This is a genomic window from Streptomyces sp. NPDC047981 (genome assembly GCF_040653315.1).
In the GTDB taxonomy this organism is placed as follows: Bacteria; Actinomycetota; Actinomycetes; order Streptomycetales; family Streptomycetaceae; genus Streptomyces.
In genome coordinates this window covers 1-16,240 of the sequence record NZ_JBEZNQ010000007.1, presented here as the reverse complement: position 1 = coordinate 16,240, position 16,240 = coordinate 1, and the positions used below count along the sequence as shown (strand labels likewise).

Below are 16,240 nucleotides of genomic sequence, written 5' to 3'. Positions count from 1 at the left end.
ACCCTCCCGGCTTAATTTAGGACGTGAGTTAAATGCCGAGAGAAGGTCGCGTCAAGGGCCCCGGCAGGGGTATCTTGCGATCAGGTACTTCAGGAAGTGGGGGCAGAGTGCGAGCGAAGAGCAGCCGTACGGTGCGTGACCTGCGGCGGGAGAACCGCACCGCCGTCTTGCGGCGACTGTATTTCGACGGGCCGCAGAGCCGTCTCGCGCTCGGTCCCGCGACGGGCCTGAGCTCAGGCTCGGTCAGCAACGTGGTCGGCGAGCTCCTGGCCGAGGGCCTCGTGGAGGAGGCCGGCAGCGTCGACTCCGCGGGCGGCCGCCCCCGTACGCTGCTGCGCGTCCGCCCCGGCAGCGGCTGCATGATCGGCGTCGACGTCGGCGAGACCCGCATCCGGGTGGAGCTCTTCGACCTCGCCCTCACCGAACTGGCCCGCGTGGAGCGCCCCCTGTCCGCCGACGGCCCGGGCCCGCACGGCCGGTACGAGGTCTCCATCGTGGTCGGTCACGTCCGCGACGGCATCGCCGAGGTGCTCCGCGCGGCGGACGTGCCCGCGGAGCGGCTGCTCGGCGTCGGTGTCGGCGTCCCCGGCATCGTCGCGCACACTCCCGAGGACGGCGCGGTGGTGCACGGCCAGACCACCGGCTGGGACGCCGTCCCGCTGGAGCGGCTGCTCCGGGAGACGGGCGCGGTGCCCGCGAGCGTGCCGTACCTCATCGACAACGGTTCCAAGACACTCGGCCAGGCCGAGATGTGGTTCGGCGCGGGCCGCGGGGCCACCGACGCCGTGGTCGTGCTCTTCGGCTCGGGTGTCGGCGCGTGCGTGATCGGCGAGGGCACGGAGTCGGGCCGGGCGATCGAGTGGGGCCATCTGACGGTACGGGTCAGGGGGCGCCGCTGCCGCTGCGGTTCCCAGGGCTGCCTGGAGGCGTACGCGGGCGCGGAGGCGCTCCTGGAGCGCTGGCGCGAGGCGGGCGGGCGGCCGCCGAAGGGGGCCGACGAGGAGACCGCGCTGACCGCGATGCTGACCGCCGCCTACCCGCCGGACGGCTCGGCCGCGGAGCCCGACGCCACGGCGCTCGCCGTCCTCGAGGAGACCGCCGAGTACCTGGGCGCCGGGTTCGCCGACCTGATCAACCTCTTCCAGCCCGAGCGCATCCTCGTCGGCGGCTGGGCGGGGCTCCAGCTCGGCACCCGTTTCCTGGAGACGGTCAAGCCCCACGCGGCCGCCTTCGCCCTGCGCTACCCGGCCGAGCGGACCCGCATCGAACTGGGCACCCTGGGCCCGGATGCCGTCACGGTGGGCGCGGCGATCCTCCCCCTCGAAGCCTTCTTCGCCCGGGGCGGCCGCCACACCGAACCCACCCCCGAAGACCCGGTCCCCACCTGGCAACCGGCGCTTCAGCACCGGGTGGGGTCCTGACCCACGCGCGGATCCACCGCCCGAGGGCCACCCGTCGGGAAGATGACCCGCCGGGCGGGTGACCCGTCGGGCAGGCGACCCGTCGGGCAACGTGACCCGTCGGGCGGGTGGCCCGCCGGGCAAGCTGACCCGCCCGGCAGGTGACCCGTAGGGCAGGTGCCCCGTAGGGCAAGGTGACCCGTCGGGCACTCACGCGTCGGCCAGGTATCCGTCAGGCGGTCACCTGTCGGTGCACCGGCACCTGCGGACCGTGACCGACGGCCCCGGATGGCCCTGGTGGATGAAGGCGGCCCAGGCTGCCGGGCGGTGCAACTCCGGCCCGACGCCTTCCAGTTCTTCGAGCAGTTCGGCGCTGAGCGATCCCGGGTTCCGGCGCTCCGGGTCGAGCATCCACCGCTGCGCGCCCTGGAGCGCGTCGGCGGGGGTCAGGCCCTCGATCGCCACGTAGTGGTGGAAGACGGCCATCATCAGCGCCGCGGCCGAGTCCTGGGTCGCCCAGCGAGACCCCACGACGTCCCTCGCGCCGCTCGCCACGAAGGCGGTCGTCAGAGTGAGCGCCTCGTCGTGGTCCCGCTTGCTCAGGTCCGTCTCGCAGGCACTGAGCACGACCAACGGGCCGTCCGTGGCTTCCTGTTCGCCCGCCGGTCGGTCGAGCAGCCGCGCGACGGTCAGCAGCCCCGCGGTCCCCCGGTCCGCCGCTCCCCCCTCCTCCGGCGCCAGGCGCAGGGCGGACGCGGTCGGGTTGGTGCCGGCCGAGCCGTGGCACGCCACGTGGAGCACGGAGGGACCGGCGGCCAGCGCGGCGAGGACGTCGTCCGGTGTGCCGACCGCCACCGGATCGACGGGCGGTTCGTAGAACTCGCCGTACAGCCGGGCCTTCGGGTAGTGGGACTGCTGGAGCGCCGTGACCTCCAGTTCCACGAACGGCAGGGTCATGGTGGGGTCGGCCACCATGACGGGCGCGGCCCTCGGAGCTCGCCGGGCCCGCCGTACGGTGTCCAGGAACTGACGGCCGGACGCCGCGTAGCTGACCACGACGATCTGGCAGACGTAGTCGTGGGGCGCGTCCGCCGGCAGGCGTCCGGCGTGCCAGGGGATGATCCCGAGGCGGCCGCAGGGCACGAGGACGATCCTGGGCGGGCCGGGGCGGTCCTTGCGCCGGTCCTCGTTGGCGGCGAGCCGCTCCGCGATCCCGGTCATCACCGGGATGATCACCGCCTGCGTCGCCCAGTCGCAGAGCTCGGAGAGCGCCTCCTCCCAGGCCTGTTCGGCCTCGGGATCGCCGAGCCGCTCCTGGTGGGCGGCCGTGGCGTCCAGATAGCGCTCCAGGGGGCCGCTCTCCTCCTCCGAGAGCAGGGGGAGCGCCCGTACCCCCGTACCCATGTCAGGGCCGAGGACGACCGCGAGGCCGGGCGTGGCGTCCTCGCCGGCGAGCAGGTAGACCAGCGCGTCCGCGTCGGCCTCGGCGAGACCGGCCTTGAGTTCGTCGACCGTGGGCGTACGGAACAGGGCGCCACCCGGCTCCCGGTCGCCCAGGGCCTTCAGGGCACGGCGCCGCAGGGAACTGGACAGTTCCCTGCTGACGAAGCCCGGCGTCGCGCCGCTCGGCGCAACCGGTCCGGCCGGCACCGGTCCGGCCGGTGCGCCGGGCTCGTTCCGCACCGACCCGTCCACGCCCGTGCCCGCACCCGCACCCGCACCCGCACCCGCACCCGCACCCGCACCCGCACCCGCACCACGGTCCGCCGCTCGCCATTCCTTCGCGAGGTCGTGGTGTCCGCGGGATTCCAGCAGGTCAGGTACGGCCCGCGAGGTGGACGCCGCCTGCAGCACCAGGGCCCGGCCCAGTTCCAGCGCGGCGACAGCGTCCTCGACCCGGCCCTCGGCGGCGGCCCACCGGGCGGCCCGCACCCCGCGGTCGATCCCGAACCGGGCGGCCAACAGGCCGTGGTCGGGGCCCTCCTGAAGGACCACGTCGGCGGCGAGCGCCTGCAGTGACTCCAGGGCCGTGTCGGTGGCGGCGATCCGGTCCGCCGGGTCCCCGGTGCGGCCCAGGCGGAGACGGTAGTTCTCGGCGAGCTGCCACAGCGCGGGAAAGCCGAGCTGCGGCGACCCGCCCCGCCGGATGTCCTCGCGGACCTGTTCCAGTCCCGTGATCGCAGCCTCCAGATCGGCCGGGTCCCGAGTGGTGGAGTGCCGGAGGGTCGCCGTGAGCGCGGCGGCGTACCGCGTGCCCGTCGATGCGTTCGGACCGGGCGACACCGGGTCGGGCATCAGCTCCGGATCCTCCAGGAGCACGGCGCGCGAGGCTTGGAACGCTTCACGGAGGCTGAAGAAATGATCCGCGGAAAGCCCGACGTCCGCCGCGAGCGCGGCCTCGATGGCCGCCTCCTGCTGGGCCAGACCGCGCACGATCATCCCGGTGTCCCCGGTGCGCTCTCCGAGCGACCTGACGCCGGCCCCGTGGACGAGCAGCACCAGCCAGCGGAAAGGGTGGTCGGGGGGCGTGGCGCGCTCGAACGCGTCCAGTTCGCCCACCAGCCGCAGGTGCTCCTCGTCGTTCCCCGCCTCCTCCTCAGCCTGAAGTCGGCTGAACAGCTCGCCGGCTCGGACCGCGACCGTGAGGTGCTCCGTCCCGGCGTCGTCCGCCGCCCATCTCGCGAAGTGCTCACCGATCGCGGCCGTGTGGTGGCGCGCCTCTCCGCTGTCGGCCCGGCTGCCTCCCAAGGGCCCCGCCAGCTGGAGAACCATGCGCATGAGGCTCTCGACCTCGGAGGCCCGTTCATGCCCGGCCGGCAGGCTGTCGAGCTGCGCGCCCAGCCTCTGGAGCAGCCGTTCGAGGTCCCTGGGATCACCGGTGCGCATGGCTTCCTGCAGTCCCATCAAGGAGGTGAGCCACGCGCCGAGGACAGCGGTCTCGGTTGCGTCGTCGGCCTCGGGGGCGACGGATGCCGTCGGCTCGGCGTCGGGCCGCGGAGCGAAAGCCGGTCGCGCCTCCGGATCCGGGACGCGGGTACCGGGGCCCGGGACGGGGCCAGGACCGGATTGCAGCAGGCCCAGCAGAGTCCGCAGTTGGTCCCCCATCGGGAAGTCGGGCGGCAGCGTGGCGAGGAGCTCCTCGGGGTCGGAGAAGTCGCTCCCCGCCATGTACGCCAGGGCGTCCTGCATGCGCCCCAGCTGGTCCCGCAGCTCCTCCGGCACCGGCAGCCGCTGGATCTCGGCGGCCAGTCCCGCGATCCTCGCCGCCTCGGCCCCGGCCTCCGCCGGCGCTCCCGGCCGCATCAGGTGGTCGAGCAGCTGCCAGACGTCTCCCTGCGGGCCGGCGCGGCGGCCCGCCCCCGCCGGCCCCTCGGCCATCAGCAGGAACATCGCCGCCCACTGCCGGTCCTCCTCCGTCGTCCGCTCGCCGGCGGCCGTGGTCGCGTCCCGCGCCTCGTCCAGCAGACGCCGGGCCTCAGCCTGGTCGTCCGGCCCACCGTGCCCCGTGGCGTGCCGCACGGCGTGCAGGCCGCCCAGGACGAGCGTGATCTTGCCGAGCAGGAACCGGTCGTGGTCCAGGAGGCCCCGCAGCTGGTGGAGTTCGACGATCACGCCCTCGAACTCCTCCGCCGGGACCGAGCCCCCCTCCTCCCCCAGGCTGATCAGCCGAGCCCCCCGCTCGCTCGCGTCGACCGCCCAGGCCCGCAGGGCCCGGACACCGCCGCTGTCCTCGTCTCCCGCCATGCCTCCACGCCCCCGTCCGTCACGGTGGAACCCGTCCCGTCGTACCGCGGCCCATGATGACCACAGCACGCCCTGCGCAGCACCCGCCGACCGGTCAACTCCCGTTCATTGCCCGGAATTCGACCTGCGCGCCCCCGTACCGCCCACACTGCTCCACCGTTCCCCGCCCCGGTGGTCGGCAACAGGGCGAAGGGCGGGCGATCTCCGGTTCCACCCTTCACCCGGCGCACCCGTCGGTGCTTCGCTGGCAGCACGGGGGAACGAGGAGGGAGACAGCGTGGACATCGGCGTGCTGACCGCTCTGCTGGTGGCTGTCGTCGGCGTCGCCGGGACGCTGATGTCCGCGCTGTTGACCCAGCGGGCGGCCGACCGCAGTCGGCAGCGCGAGCTGGAACGGGTCGGCGAGGCCTGGGACCGGCGCGCCGAGGCGCGGGAGCTGTGGTCGTGCTACGTGGCGCTCAACACCTCCGGTCGGCACTATCTGGCGGCGCTCACCGACCTGGTGTACGCGCTGGAGCGGGAGGCCGAGCTGCCCTCGGTACGCAAGCGGCTCACGGCCGCGCGCGACCGCCATCGGCAGGTCTACGCGGAGGCCCAGATGCGGCTTCCGGACCGGGTGCTCGACCACGCCGGTGTCGTCAGCCATGGTCTCGGCGCGGTCTACGGCATGGTCCGACGCCTGGACGACGGGCTGCCGCGGCCCGGCGACTCGTCGGCTGCGGCACACCGGGCCGTCGAGGCCCTGTGGACCCAACTCCGCGAGATGCGGCGGGAGATGCGGGCCGATCTGGGGGTGCCCGGAGCGGAGGAGGGGCGCCGGCGAGGAGAAGGAGGAGAAGCGGGGGAAGTCGGAGCGGCATCCGCTCCGGATCGGCATAGTGGGATTGATCCAGAAGCTGTTGAGGGCCACTGAGGCCGGCGAGAGCGGGTGCCGGGCCGCTCAGCGGCCCGGGAGGGTGGGGGTTGTCGGTGAGTCGCGAGGAGAGCGGTGGCGTTCAGGGACTGCGCGCCTGGGTGTCGGATGCCGTCGAGCGGGTGAGAGCACAGCTCCCCGCCTTGGGTGGCGGCTCGCCCTCACCACGGTCACCCGACGCCTCGGTCGCCGAACTGGAGCAGCTCGTCGCCCTGTTGGACCACGACGAGGCCCTGCGCGGCTCGGCCACCGTCTGGCTCGCGGGCGCGATGACCCTGCGGCACACGAACGGGGGTGGCTCGGCGGCGGACAGGGAGCGCGCCGAACGGCTGCTGCGGGAGGCACGGGACGGAACGACACCGCTCGGAGCCCTCGTGACCGAGGAGGACCGACGGTGGGCGGCACTGTTCCTGATCACCCACATCTCCCCGATCCAGTCGCAGGCGGGCATCGCCGGGGCGGCGCCCGACCTCTCCCGCTTCCTCGACTGGATCCAGCGGGTCGGACCCGCCGGAATGATGTCCGTGGCCTCGGAGTTGGGCACGCTGATGGACGAGGCGGCCGAACTGCCGCTGCCGCCCGAGCTGCTCGGAGCGATGCGCCAGGCCCAGGGGCTTCTCGTCGCCCCGTCCCCGCAGGGCCTGTCGGACCTGATGGCCGGCATGATGCCGGCCGGGGGTCCCTTCGCGGATCAGATGCGCCAGATGATGGACCAGATGTTCGGGGCGATGACGTCCCCCGGCCCGCCGCCGACGGCGCCGTACTCAGGGCCCGTGTGGGAGCGGGATCCGGGTCCGGAGCCGTCGCCGAAGCCCCGTACCGGACTGAGGTCGTCGCCGCCGAGGCCCGCCCTCGATAGCGATCTGGAACCGGGGTCGGAAGCGGCACCCGCACCCGAACCGGCACAAGCACCGACGGAACCGCCACCCGCACCCGGACCCACGCCAGGACCGACGGAACCGCCACCCGCGCCCGAACCGCGGCCGGCGACCGGGCCCGTGCCGCGGCCCCCGCTCACCCCCGAGGCGTTGCGGGACATGGTCACCGCCCTGGACGCCGTCAACGCGACCAGCGACGGGCTCGACTCCCTGCTGCGCAGCGGTGATCCCGAGGCGCTCAACACGCTTCTCGGCAGGTTGCGTTCGGCGCAGGACCTGACGCTTCCGGAGGGCGTGAGGTCGACGGCCGCGCTGGAGAGCCTGCGGGCGATCCTGCTCTCCATCAGCCCGAGTGTCGGCGGCACCTACCAGGACACGGCAGCGGGCCACGCCCATATGAAGACGATCATCGGACACCTGGAGAACATCCGCGGTTCGCTGCCCCCGGGCGTGGGCGACCCAGCTGTCGTGGGCCGCGCGATGGACCTCTGCTTCCGGGCCACGGCGGCGAGGGAGGCGGAGGACGTCGACACGCTCCAGGGCCTCCTGGCCGAGGTCGAGGCCCTGGACACCGCGGCCCCTGAGGGCGATCCGCTCCGATTCGCCGTCGACGCCGTACGAGGCGCTGTCCTCGCATCGCTCGGCATGGTGACCCGGGACAAGGATCTGCTGGCACGGTCCCTGCCGTACATGGAGCGGGCCTCGATCCTCGTCGAGGAGAGCGACCTGCCGTTCTCCGAGTCGACGGCTCCACCGCGCGTGCAGGACGTCCGCCTGCTCCACGACGTCCTCACCGGACAGCGGACCGCCGTCCCCGACCACGTTCCACTTCCCGCGGACGCCTCGACGGACGACCTCTACTCCTCGGCGCTCTCGCTCGGCGTACGCTTCGACCGCGACGGCGACCCGGCGGTCCTCGACGCCCGGATCGAGGAACTCGAACGGCTCCGGGTGGGCGTACGGGAGGGCAGGGCGCCGCGCGTCGCCGCCGACGCGCTGTGGCACCTCGCCGAGTCGTACCACCTGCGCAACCGCCTCGCCCATGACTCCCCCGACCAGGCCGACCACGGCTGCCTGGACGCCGCCGAGGAGGCGCTGTCGGCGCTCGCCGCCGACGTCGTCCTCCAGGCGGGCGCCGAGCACGGACTGCTGGCCGCTCGTACCGGGGCGAGCCGCGGCGTACAGGCGGCGCGGATGGCGGCCTCGTACGGCGATCTGCACAAGGCCGTGGCCGCCCTGGAGCTGGGCCGCGCCCTGGTCCTCCAGGGCGCGGCCGTCTCGTCGGCGGTGCCCGAGCGCCTGGACGCCGCCGGATACCAGGATCTCGCGCGGGCCTGGCGGGAGGCGGCCGGCGGGCGCGAAGCCACGGGGGACGCGGGAGAGGTTCCGGGACTTCTGCCCAGCACCTTGCGCCGACAGGCCCTCGACGCCCTCGGCTACCGGCAGGAGGGCGGCCTGCTGGGGACGCCCACACTCGGTGAACTCGCGGACGGGCTGGCCGAGGCGGGTGCGGACGTCCTGCTCTATCTGGTGGCGGGCGACCACCAGGGCCCGGGCCTGGTGATCGCGGTGGGGCCGCGGCTCGGGGCCGGGGCGGGCGCCCTGCCCCTGCTCTCCGACGGCGAGGACGGCCCGCTGGCGCGGTACGTGGAGGCGGCCGCGGCGCGTGACCTCGCCCCGGACGACGCCTCTCTCACCCAGCCCTGGGAGGAGGCCCTGGAGGAGCTGTGCGGCTGGGCGTTCCAGGCGCTCGGCCCGGTCCTCGCCGGCATCGAGAAGCGGCTGGAGGCGGAGGACGACGCCTGGGAGGACCGGCCGCTCCGCGTCGTCCTGGTCCCCTGCGGGCGCCTGGGCATCGTCCCGTGGCACGCCGCGCGCTTCCCCGCCGACGCCCCGCACGACCGGCTCTGCCAGGCCGCGGTCATCAGTCACGCGGCCTCCGGGAGCCAGTTCCTGCGGACGGTGGGACGCACACCGCGGGACCCGGCCGCCGCCCCCGTCCTCGTGGCCGACCCGACGATGAGCCTGCACTTCGCCGACACCGAGGTCACCGCCCTGCGGGACGCCCACTACCCGGATGCCCGGGTGTGCGGAGCGCTCTACGAGGCGGAGCTCGGCGAGCTGCCGCCCGCCACCCCCGAAGCCGTCCTGGGCTTCCTCGCCGACGACACCTCCCTGCTGCACGTGGTCTCGCACGGAAAGGCCGGCATCCGCCCCACGGTCTCCGCCCTGGACCTGGCGGCCGACGTGCAGGGCACACCGGCTCCGCTGACGGTGACGCGCCTGCTCGACCACGAGGGCCAACAGGGCTCCGCAGATGGCCCTTTGGTCGTCCTGAGCGCCTGTCAGACCGATCTGAGCAAGCGGGACCACGACGAGGCGCTGACCCTCACCACGGCGTTCGTCGCGGCCGGAGCGCGGGACGTCGTGGGCTCCCGGTGGCTGGCCCCGGACGGCGCTTCGGCGCTGCTGATGGCCGTGTTCCACCACTACCTGGCGGTCGACGGGCTGAGCCCCGTGGACGCCCTGAGGGCCGCGCAGCTGTGGATGCTCGACCCGCACCGTCGCAACCCGGGCTCGCTGCACGGCGAGTTGCTCCGGGAGTCGCAACGGCCGGGACTGGAACGGACCTCGCACTGGGCCGCCTTCATCCATCAGGGACACCCCGGGGCGAGCCTCACGAACACAGCGGAAGGGACACCATGAACGAGGAGGGCCGCGGACCGTCCGCGGAGCCGTTGCTCGCCCTGATCGGCGAGCACCGGGAGTCCATTCGTGCGGCGCTCGACGACGAACAGCACGCGCTGCTGCTCACCCGGCTGCGCGCACTCGCCGCCGCGCCGCCGGACGAGATCATGGCGGTCCGCAGGGCCCTCCAGGGGGTCAGACTCGCCCTGCGGCCGCTGCCGTTCGACCATCCGGTACGTGCCGCCCTCGACGGCGTACGCCTGGTTGCCGCGCCCCCCGGTCCCGCGACCGTGACGGAGGCGCTGACGCTGGTGGACCTGCTGGCCGCGGCCTCGACGGCCCCGCAGCCGGACCCGGCACCCGACCGTACGCCCGGCACGACGCCCGGCACGACGCCCGGCACGACGCCCGCCCCGACGTCGTCGGACCCGACGCCCGCAGAGGAGCGCGCGCCCGACCCGTTGCTCCGGGAGCCGGCCCTGTCGACGGCCGAGGCCACGGCGCGCTGCGGTGGCGCGCCGCCACCCGAACTGATCAGGCTGCCGGACCCACCGCGTGGCGACCGCTATCTGGAGTTCCAGTTCCCCGTGGGCGGCGGCACCCCGCACCCGGTCGTCCTCACGGTCAACCGGCTGCTCCTGGCGGACATCGACCCCCGGGGCGCCGCGTCCTGGTGGCTCGGCGGCAACAGCTGGCTCGGCGCGGCTCCCGCGTCGCTCCTGGGCCGGCTGCCCGATCACGAGCTGGTGGGCGCGGCCACCACCCTCGTGGAGGGTGAGTGATGAGCTTCCAGCAGCGCCCGATCACGTTCTTCCCCATGACCGGCGAGGAACTGCGCCCGAATTTCAAGGTGATCCCGGCAGGCACGGAGCTGTGGCGGGTGCACAAGTCGAAGTACCGGCCCCACCAGTTCAACCCGCTCCTCGCCGACATCCACTTCGACGGCGGACGCTTCGAGGGCACGCCCCTGGATCCGTACCACAGCCTGTACGTGGCCGACAGCGCGCTGACGGCCGTCGCCGAGAGCATGCTCCGTTCCGTGGCGTGGAACGGCACGAAGCGGACGATCCCCTACGCGGCCGCCCATGGCCGGTCGCTCAGCGTGCTGCGGACGACGTGCGAGCTGACGGTGGTCTCGCTGATCGAGGAGAAGGACCTGGCGGCCGTCCGCCGGACCGCCGACCTCCTGGACGACGAGCGCAGCTACGCGAAGGCGCGGCGATGGGCGAGTGAGATCCGGGCGCAGGCACCCGAAGCGATGGGGCTGGTGTGGCAGTCGCGCCGGAACCGTCCCGAGAACTCCTACGTGCTCTTCCACGACCGCTTCGCCGGCTGCCACTGCGGGGCGCTGGAGGTGGTCCCGGAGCGAGGATTCGCGGACCTCGGCTCCCCGGAGGGCATCGAGGAGGTGAACCGACTGCTCGACCCGCTGGCGGCGGAGGTGTCGAAGCCCTTGCGATGACGCCGGCCCGAGCATCGTGGAAGCGGCTTGTCCGCCTGTGACAGGGGATGCCATCGTGGACGCATGGCATTACCGCTCCCCGACGACGTCGCAATGCTCGCCGAGTTGAAGGAGGTCAGGCGCGCCGGACTGATCAGGTTGCGGGGCCGTGCGCTGCCCGCCCTGGAGGCGGCGGCCGCGGCGGTGGTCCCCGCCGCGGCCGGGACACCCGGCGCGGCGGTGGAGGCGCTGCTGCGGAGCGCGGTGGCGCGCCTGGACGCGGGGACTCTGCGTACGGCCGCCGAGTACACCCTGGGGATCGCGCAGGGGACCAGGGACTGGCCGGCGTCGTCCCGGCGCGTCAGGGCCGCCTCGGTCTACGGGGTGAGCGTCGAGCGGTTCCGCAAGGATCAGGAGGTCATGGTCCTCGAGCAGGTCGCCGAGCACATCGTGCGACTGACGGCCGAGACGGCCGGGCGGAGTTCGGGCGCGGCAGCCGAGGACGAGGACGGGGCGGGCACGCATCGGGTCGTGGAGATCCGGGCCGGGGGCCGGCCCGTCCGTGTCACCCTGCACGTGCACCCCGTCGACCTGCTGCGTGACGTGGACGTGGTCGTCTCCCCGTCCAACGTCTACCTCGCGCTGCCCGAGGTGTACAAATCCTCCGTCGCCGCGTCGCTACGGCGGGCGGCCGCCGTGCTCGGCGTGACCGGGGACGTACTGGCGGACCCGCTCCCCGCGGAGCTGCGCCGGTGGGCCGAGCAGCACGGCACGTCCGGACGGGCGGTGCGGCCGGGCACGGTGGCGGCCACCGGGGCGGGGGCGCTGACCGGCCAGGGCATCCGGCGGGTCTACCACGCGGCGATCGCCGTGCCCCGGGCCGGGACCAACGACTACGACGTGCTGCCCGCCGACGTCACCCGGGCGGTGTCCCGGGCCCTGGCGGTGCTCGCCGAGGAGCACGAGGACCACACACCACCGCTGCGTTCGGTGTGCTTCCCGCTGCTCGGCTCCGGCCGGGGCGGCCTGTCGTACGAGGTCAGTCTTCGCGCCGTATGGGCAGCGGTGGAAGCGGAGTTGGCGCGCGGGGCGAGCTGGGACGTGCACTTCGTGGTGCGTACGCCGGAGGCGGCGGCCCTGGTGGAGCGCATCCCGGCCGGAATTCGCCCGGCGCACGCCCGGAGGCCGACCGGCTGACCCGGTGCAATGGAAGGGCGCGCCGGAGCGCGAGGCGGCGCACGGGTGCGCGACGCAGGGGAAGCGAGGGGGATCTTCATGGGGGTAATCTCCGTTGTCACAGCGCGAGTTGACGTGACGTCATCTGGCGTGGACGCATGACGGGCGGGATGGAGCGGTGGGGCCATGGCGCGCCGGGGCGGATCGTCACCTGGCCCGCTCCCGACGCGTACGTCCTGGTCGACGGGGTGCTGATGCGCATGCTCACGGACCCTCCGGAAATGATCCCGGGGACGGAGGTCGTCGTGCGCTACGACGCCGGGCGGCGCCGGCTCCTCGCACGGGCGGTGGATCGGACGGACGAGGACGGGGCGGCCGGGAATGAGTGAGTACGGCTTCGGGCTGGCACAGGGGTACGACGAGCGGCAGCCCGTGGTACTGCTGCTCGACACCTCGGCCTCCATGGGGCGTCCGGCCGAGAACCCCCGGATCGACGAGCTCAGCGTGGCGCTGGCCGACTGGTTCGACGGAGTGCGGGCGGAGCCGAGGCTCCGCGCGCGGGTGGAGGTCTGCCTCATCACCTTCGACTCCCGGGTCAGGGTCTTCGATCCGGGCCAGGACAGGCTGGTACCGGTGGAGGAGGCCGCCCCGGACCGGCTCTTCGTACCGGTGGACCGGATGCGCCCGCCCCGGCTCAGTGCCTCCGGCCTCACTCGGATGACCGAGGCCGTCGAGACGGCGCTCGACCTGGCCCGCGCGCGCTACCTGGCCCTGCAGGAACAACAGGTGCAGGTGCGCAGGCCGTTCCTGTGGGTGCTGACGGACGGTGCACCCAGCGACGCGAACGGGGAGGCGATGGGCCTTGCCGCCCTCGCCGGTACGGCGGCGAAGGTACGCCTCGGCGAGGAGCGGGGCGAATGCGTGCTCCAGGCGATCGGCGTGAGCGGCGCGGATCTGGAGCTGCTGCGCGCCCTGACGCCCAAGGGCGCCCTGATGCTGGAGGGGCTGGACTTCGGGCGGATCCTCGATCTGCTGTTCCAGAGCTCGGACGTGATCGGCGGACGGCAGGCCGCCGACGAGATTCACGGGCAGGTGGCCGACCGCGTGGAGCGGGAGCGGCGCATGCGGCTCCTCGAGGAGAAGGTCCGGTGATCGTGGCCGGCGCGTCCGTCCAGGGAACCGCTCATCTGGCCCGCGCACAGGGCTGCCAGGACGCCTTCAAGGCGGTCGACCTGGGGACGGCGGCCGTGCTCGCCGTCGCCGACGGCGCGGGCGGCCGGGAGCGCAGCGCGCTCGGCGCGCACATCGCGGTGGACGCCGCCTGCCGGGTCCTGGCCGAGAACGTCCCGGAGGCCGCGGACGCTCCCGAGACCTGGTCGGCGTGGATCGCCGCGGCGGGCGCCACCGTGGTCGAGCACTACCGGCGGTCGGTGGAAGGCGTCCTGTCGCCGTTCGCGGTTCCGTCGGAGCCCCTCGACCCGGGCGCCCTGGCCGCCACACTGGCGGCAGCGGTGGTGCGGCCGCCCTGGGTGGCGTTCCTCTCGGTCGGCGACTGCTTCGGCACGGTCCTGACCCGCGATCCCGACGAGCCCGGGCCCGCCGGACCGCCCGGACTCGACGGGCCCGACGGACTCGGCGGACTCGGCGGGCCTGACGGGCCCGACGGGTCCTTAGGACGCGCGGGGAGCGGCGGGCGCGCGGGGAGCGGTGGAGTCCACGAGTCCCCGGAGACCGGCGGTTCCTCCGCATCGACCGCGCCTCTCGCGTTCGGCGAGCGCTGCCATCTGGTGCTGCCGCCTCCGCCGCCCGGCGCCCCGGAGACGGTCTTCCTCTCCTCGCCGGGGGCCGCCCTGCGCCTGCGGTCGTTCGTGCTGTGGGAGCCGCGGCTCAGCGGCGTCGTCCTCGCCACCGACGGCTGCGCACCGCTCACCCTGGACCACCCGTCCCTGCGCGAACTCCCGCCGAAGGCGGGGCCGTTGCCTGCCGAACGGTTCTTCTGCGGGCTCGCCGCGACGCTCCGCGCCAACGACGGTGACGCCGAGCCCTTGCGCGCACTGCTCTCCGGTCCCGATGCCGCTCGGACCGGCGACGACCTGACCGTGGTCTGCGCCCTGACGGAGGGCAGCTGACGATGGCCCTCACGGTGGTGTCCGGCAGCGGGCACACATGGCGGCTCACCGAGCCCATCGGCACCGGCTCCGAAGGCATCGTCTACGGCGTGGACGACAGGCGCCCCCTGGTGGCCAAGCTGGTGCCCCTCCCGCCCGACCCGTCCGCCTACCGGCGCCGTATCGCCCGGCTCGTACGGCAGCGCCGCGAGCCTCGTGCCGTCCGACTGGTGTCCGCGACGCCCACGCGGGTGGCATGGCCACTGGCGGGGGTCCGGGCCGGCGGTCCCGGTCCCGACGGCGTGGACGGCTACGTGATGACCGACATGCGCCACGCCCACCAGCCGTTCGCCCACCTGCTGACCCCTGAGGCCCGTCGGAGGCTGTTCCCCGACGCGACGTGGGCCACCGCGCTCGCCGCCTCCCTCTCGCTCGCCCGTCTCGTCGCCGACATGCATGTCGAGGGCTATGTGGTGGGCGACCTGAAACCCGACAACCTCTGGGTCGACGCGCTCGGCAGGGTCGGCATCGCGGATGTCGACTCCTGGCACTTCACCGACGGCGGCGAGGTGTTCCCCGGCCGGATGGGCAGTCCGGGGCACACGGCTCCCGAACGGATCGGCGCCCCGGCGGGCACCGCACCGGACCGCGCCTCCGACGAGTTCGTCCTCGCCGTCCTCGTCCACCAGCTGCTGATGTGCGGGCTGCACCCCTTCGCCGGACATCCCGCCTCCGGCGGCGGCTACCTGAGCTACGACGACAACGTCCTGCACCGGCGCTGCCGTCTCCTCGACCGGGCCTCGGTGGTCCTGCCCCGTTCCGCCCCGCCCGTCGATCTGCTCCCGCGCCGGATCACCGCCCTGTTCCGGGCCGCGTTCGGCGGAGCACGGCCCGCCGCCTCGGCCTGGGCGGAGGCGCTGGCCGCCGAGGCGGACCCGGCCCGCCTGCGGACGTGCCGGCGCAACCCCCTGCATGTGCACACCGCCGAACGGCCCTGGTGTCCCTGGTGCGATCTCGCCGAACGAGGGGCCGACGGCTACCCGGACACGACGGACCCGACCGACCCGACGGACCCGACGGGCAGGAAGGGCAGGAAGGGGAAGGCCGGATGACAGAGGTGACCACGCTCTCGGTGGCACGCACACTCGACCGCTGCACCACCCTCGGGCCGGGAACCCGGGCCGTGATCTGGGTGCAGGGCTGCCCGCTGCGCTGTCGCGGCTGTGTGGCGGCGGAGACGTTGCCCTTCGAGGGCGGCACCACGCACCAGGTGTCCGAACTCGCCGCCTGGCTGGGCGCGTTGCCCGACATCGAGGGCGTCACCCTCTCCGGTGGCGAGCCCTTCTCCCAGGCGGCGGCGCTGGCCTCGCTGCTCGACCATGTCCGGGCCCGGCGGCCGGAGTTCACCGCGATGGCCTACTCGGGCTTCCGGCACGAGGCCCTGCGCCGCGGCGGGCCGGACCGGCTCGCGCTGCTGCGCCGCCTCGATCTGCTCGTGGACGGCCCCTATGTGGCCTCCGAGCGGCACGGACTGCGCTGGCGCGGCTCGGCCAACCAGCGCGTCATCCCGCTGACCGACCGCTACGCGCACGTGGCGAGCGAGCCCGATGTGAGCGCGGGGGTCGAGGTCTCCATGGAGGGCGACGGATCACTGTCCTGGGCGGGGGTCCCGCCGACTCCCGGATTCCGGGAGGGGCTTGAGGAACGACTCGCGGCTCGGGGGTTCGTCCTGCGCGCCGAGGCACGGAGGGAAGCATGAGCGGTTCACCGAAGTACAGCACCGTCACCGTCGCGCCGGCCTATGCGCGGATCGAGGCGGAGCGGCGCCGGGCGCGGGAGGCGGAACGCCGACGGCGACAGGCCCAGCGCGCGAAGGAGCGCGCCGAACAGGC

At 74.0% G+C, this 16,240-nt stretch carries 12 protein-coding genes; 11 read left to right on the top strand and 1 reads right to left on the bottom strand.

Going from position 1 to position 16,240, the window contains the following annotated elements; genetic code table 11:
* Nucleotides 1-107 precede the first annotated feature (107 nt).
* A complete protein-coding gene (locus AB0E14_RS06375) occupies nucleotides 108-1,421 on the top strand; it encodes an ROK family protein (protein ID WP_362412951.1) in 1,314 nt (437 codons plus the stop codon).
* 219 nt (nucleotides 1,422-1,640) lie between these two features.
* Here AB0E14_RS06375 and AB0E14_RS06370 read toward each other — a convergent pair whose 3' ends face one another.
* On the bottom strand, nucleotides 1,641-5,144 hold the full coding sequence (locus AB0E14_RS06370) for a CHAT domain-containing protein (protein WP_362412948.1): 3,504 nt from the start codon (nucleotides 5,142-5,144) through the stop codon (nucleotides 1,641-1,643).
* A gap of 277 nt (nucleotides 5,145-5,421) precedes the next feature.
* On the opposite strand from AB0E14_RS06370, the gene AB0E14_RS06365 reads away from it, so the two are divergent.
* The 10 genes from AB0E14_RS06365 (at nucleotide 5,422) to AB0E14_RS06320 (ending at nucleotide 16,107) form a co-directional block, all read left to right on the top strand.
* A complete protein-coding gene (locus tag AB0E14_RS06365) occupies nucleotides 5,422-6,057 on the top strand; it encodes a hypothetical protein (protein ID WP_362412945.1) in 636 nt (211 codons plus the stop codon).
* A 122-nt stretch (nucleotides 6,058-6,179) separates the two neighbouring features.
* Entirely contained in the window at nucleotides 6,180-9,641 is a 3,462-nt protein-coding gene (locus AB0E14_RS06360) for a CHAT domain-containing protein (protein ID WP_362412942.1), read from the top strand.
* Entirely contained in the window at nucleotides 9,638-10,405 is a 768-nt protein-coding gene (locus AB0E14_RS06355; protein WP_362412939.1) for a hypothetical protein, read from the top strand. The genes AB0E14_RS06360 and AB0E14_RS06355 overlap by 4 nt, the downstream gene beginning before the upstream one ends.
* Nucleotides 10,405-11,085, top strand: coding sequence for an RES family NAD+ phosphorylase (locus AB0E14_RS06350; protein WP_362412936.1), 681 nt, complete (start codon nucleotides 10,405-10,407; stop codon nucleotides 11,083-11,085). Before AB0E14_RS06355 ends, AB0E14_RS06350 begins: the two co-directional genes overlap by 1 nt.
* 63 nt (nucleotides 11,086-11,148) lie before the next feature.
* Nucleotides 11,149-12,261 (top strand): hypothetical protein, encoded by a 1,113-nt coding sequence (locus tag AB0E14_RS06345; protein ID WP_362412933.1) that lies wholly within the window; start codon nucleotides 11,149-11,151, stop codon nucleotides 12,259-12,261.
* A gap of 137 nt (nucleotides 12,262-12,398) precedes the next feature.
* The gene (locus AB0E14_RS06340; protein WP_362412930.1) at nucleotides 12,399-12,629 is read left to right on the top strand and encodes a hypothetical protein; all 231 of its coding nucleotides are present in this window, start codon (nucleotides 12,399-12,401) and stop codon (nucleotides 12,627-12,629) included.
* Entirely contained in the window at nucleotides 12,622-13,392 is a 771-nt protein-coding gene (locus tag AB0E14_RS06335) for a hypothetical protein (RefSeq protein WP_362412927.1), read from the top strand. Before AB0E14_RS06340 ends, AB0E14_RS06335 begins: the two co-directional genes overlap by 8 nt.
* Nucleotides 13,389-14,369: a protein phosphatase 2C domain-containing protein gene (locus tag AB0E14_RS06330; RefSeq protein ID WP_362412924.1), complete on the top strand. Its 981-nt coding sequence runs from the start codon at nucleotides 13,389-13,391 to the stop codon at nucleotides 14,367-14,369. The genes AB0E14_RS06335 and AB0E14_RS06330 overlap by 4 nt, the downstream gene beginning before the upstream one ends.
* A 2-nt stretch (nucleotides 14,370-14,371) precedes the next feature.
* Complete coding sequence (locus tag AB0E14_RS06325) at nucleotides 14,372-15,460, top strand: hypothetical protein (RefSeq protein ID WP_362412921.1); 1,089 nt, start codon at nucleotides 14,372-14,374, stop codon at nucleotides 15,458-15,460.
* Entirely contained in the window at nucleotides 15,457-16,107 is a 651-nt protein-coding gene (locus AB0E14_RS06320) for a 4Fe-4S single cluster domain-containing protein (RefSeq protein WP_362412918.1), read from the top strand. The genes AB0E14_RS06325 and AB0E14_RS06320 overlap by 4 nt, the downstream gene beginning before the upstream one ends.
* Nucleotides 16,108-16,240: the final 133 nt, after the last annotated feature.

Bases quoted from the DNA above. Each gene is read 5' to 3' on its own strand.
- AB0E14_RS06370 (WP_362412948.1), bottom strand. From the start codon at position 5,144: ATGGCGGGAGACGAGGACAGCGGCGGTGTCCGGGCCCTGCGGGCCTGG.
- AB0E14_RS06355 (WP_362412939.1), top strand. From the start codon at position 9,638: ATGAACGAGGAGGGCCGCGGACCGTCCGCGGAGCCGTTGCTCGCCCTG.
- AB0E14_RS06350 (WP_362412936.1), top strand. From the start codon at position 10,405: ATGAGCTTCCAGCAGCGCCCGATCACGTTCTTCCCCATGACCGGCGAG.
- AB0E14_RS06345 (WP_362412933.1), top strand. From the start codon at position 11,149: ATGGCATTACCGCTCCCCGACGACGTCGCAATGCTCGCCGAGTTGAAG.
- AB0E14_RS06340 (WP_362412930.1), top strand. From the start codon at position 12,399: ATGACGGGCGGGATGGAGCGGTGGGGCCATGGCGCGCCGGGGCGGATC.
- AB0E14_RS06335 (WP_362412927.1), top strand. From the start codon at position 12,622: ATGAGTGAGTACGGCTTCGGGCTGGCACAGGGGTACGACGAGCGGCAG.
- AB0E14_RS06325 (WP_362412921.1), top strand. From the start codon at position 14,372: ATGGCCCTCACGGTGGTGTCCGGCAGCGGGCACACATGGCGGCTCACC.
- AB0E14_RS06320 (WP_362412918.1), top strand. From the start codon at position 15,457: ATGACAGAGGTGACCACGCTCTCGGTGGCACGCACACTCGACCGCTGC.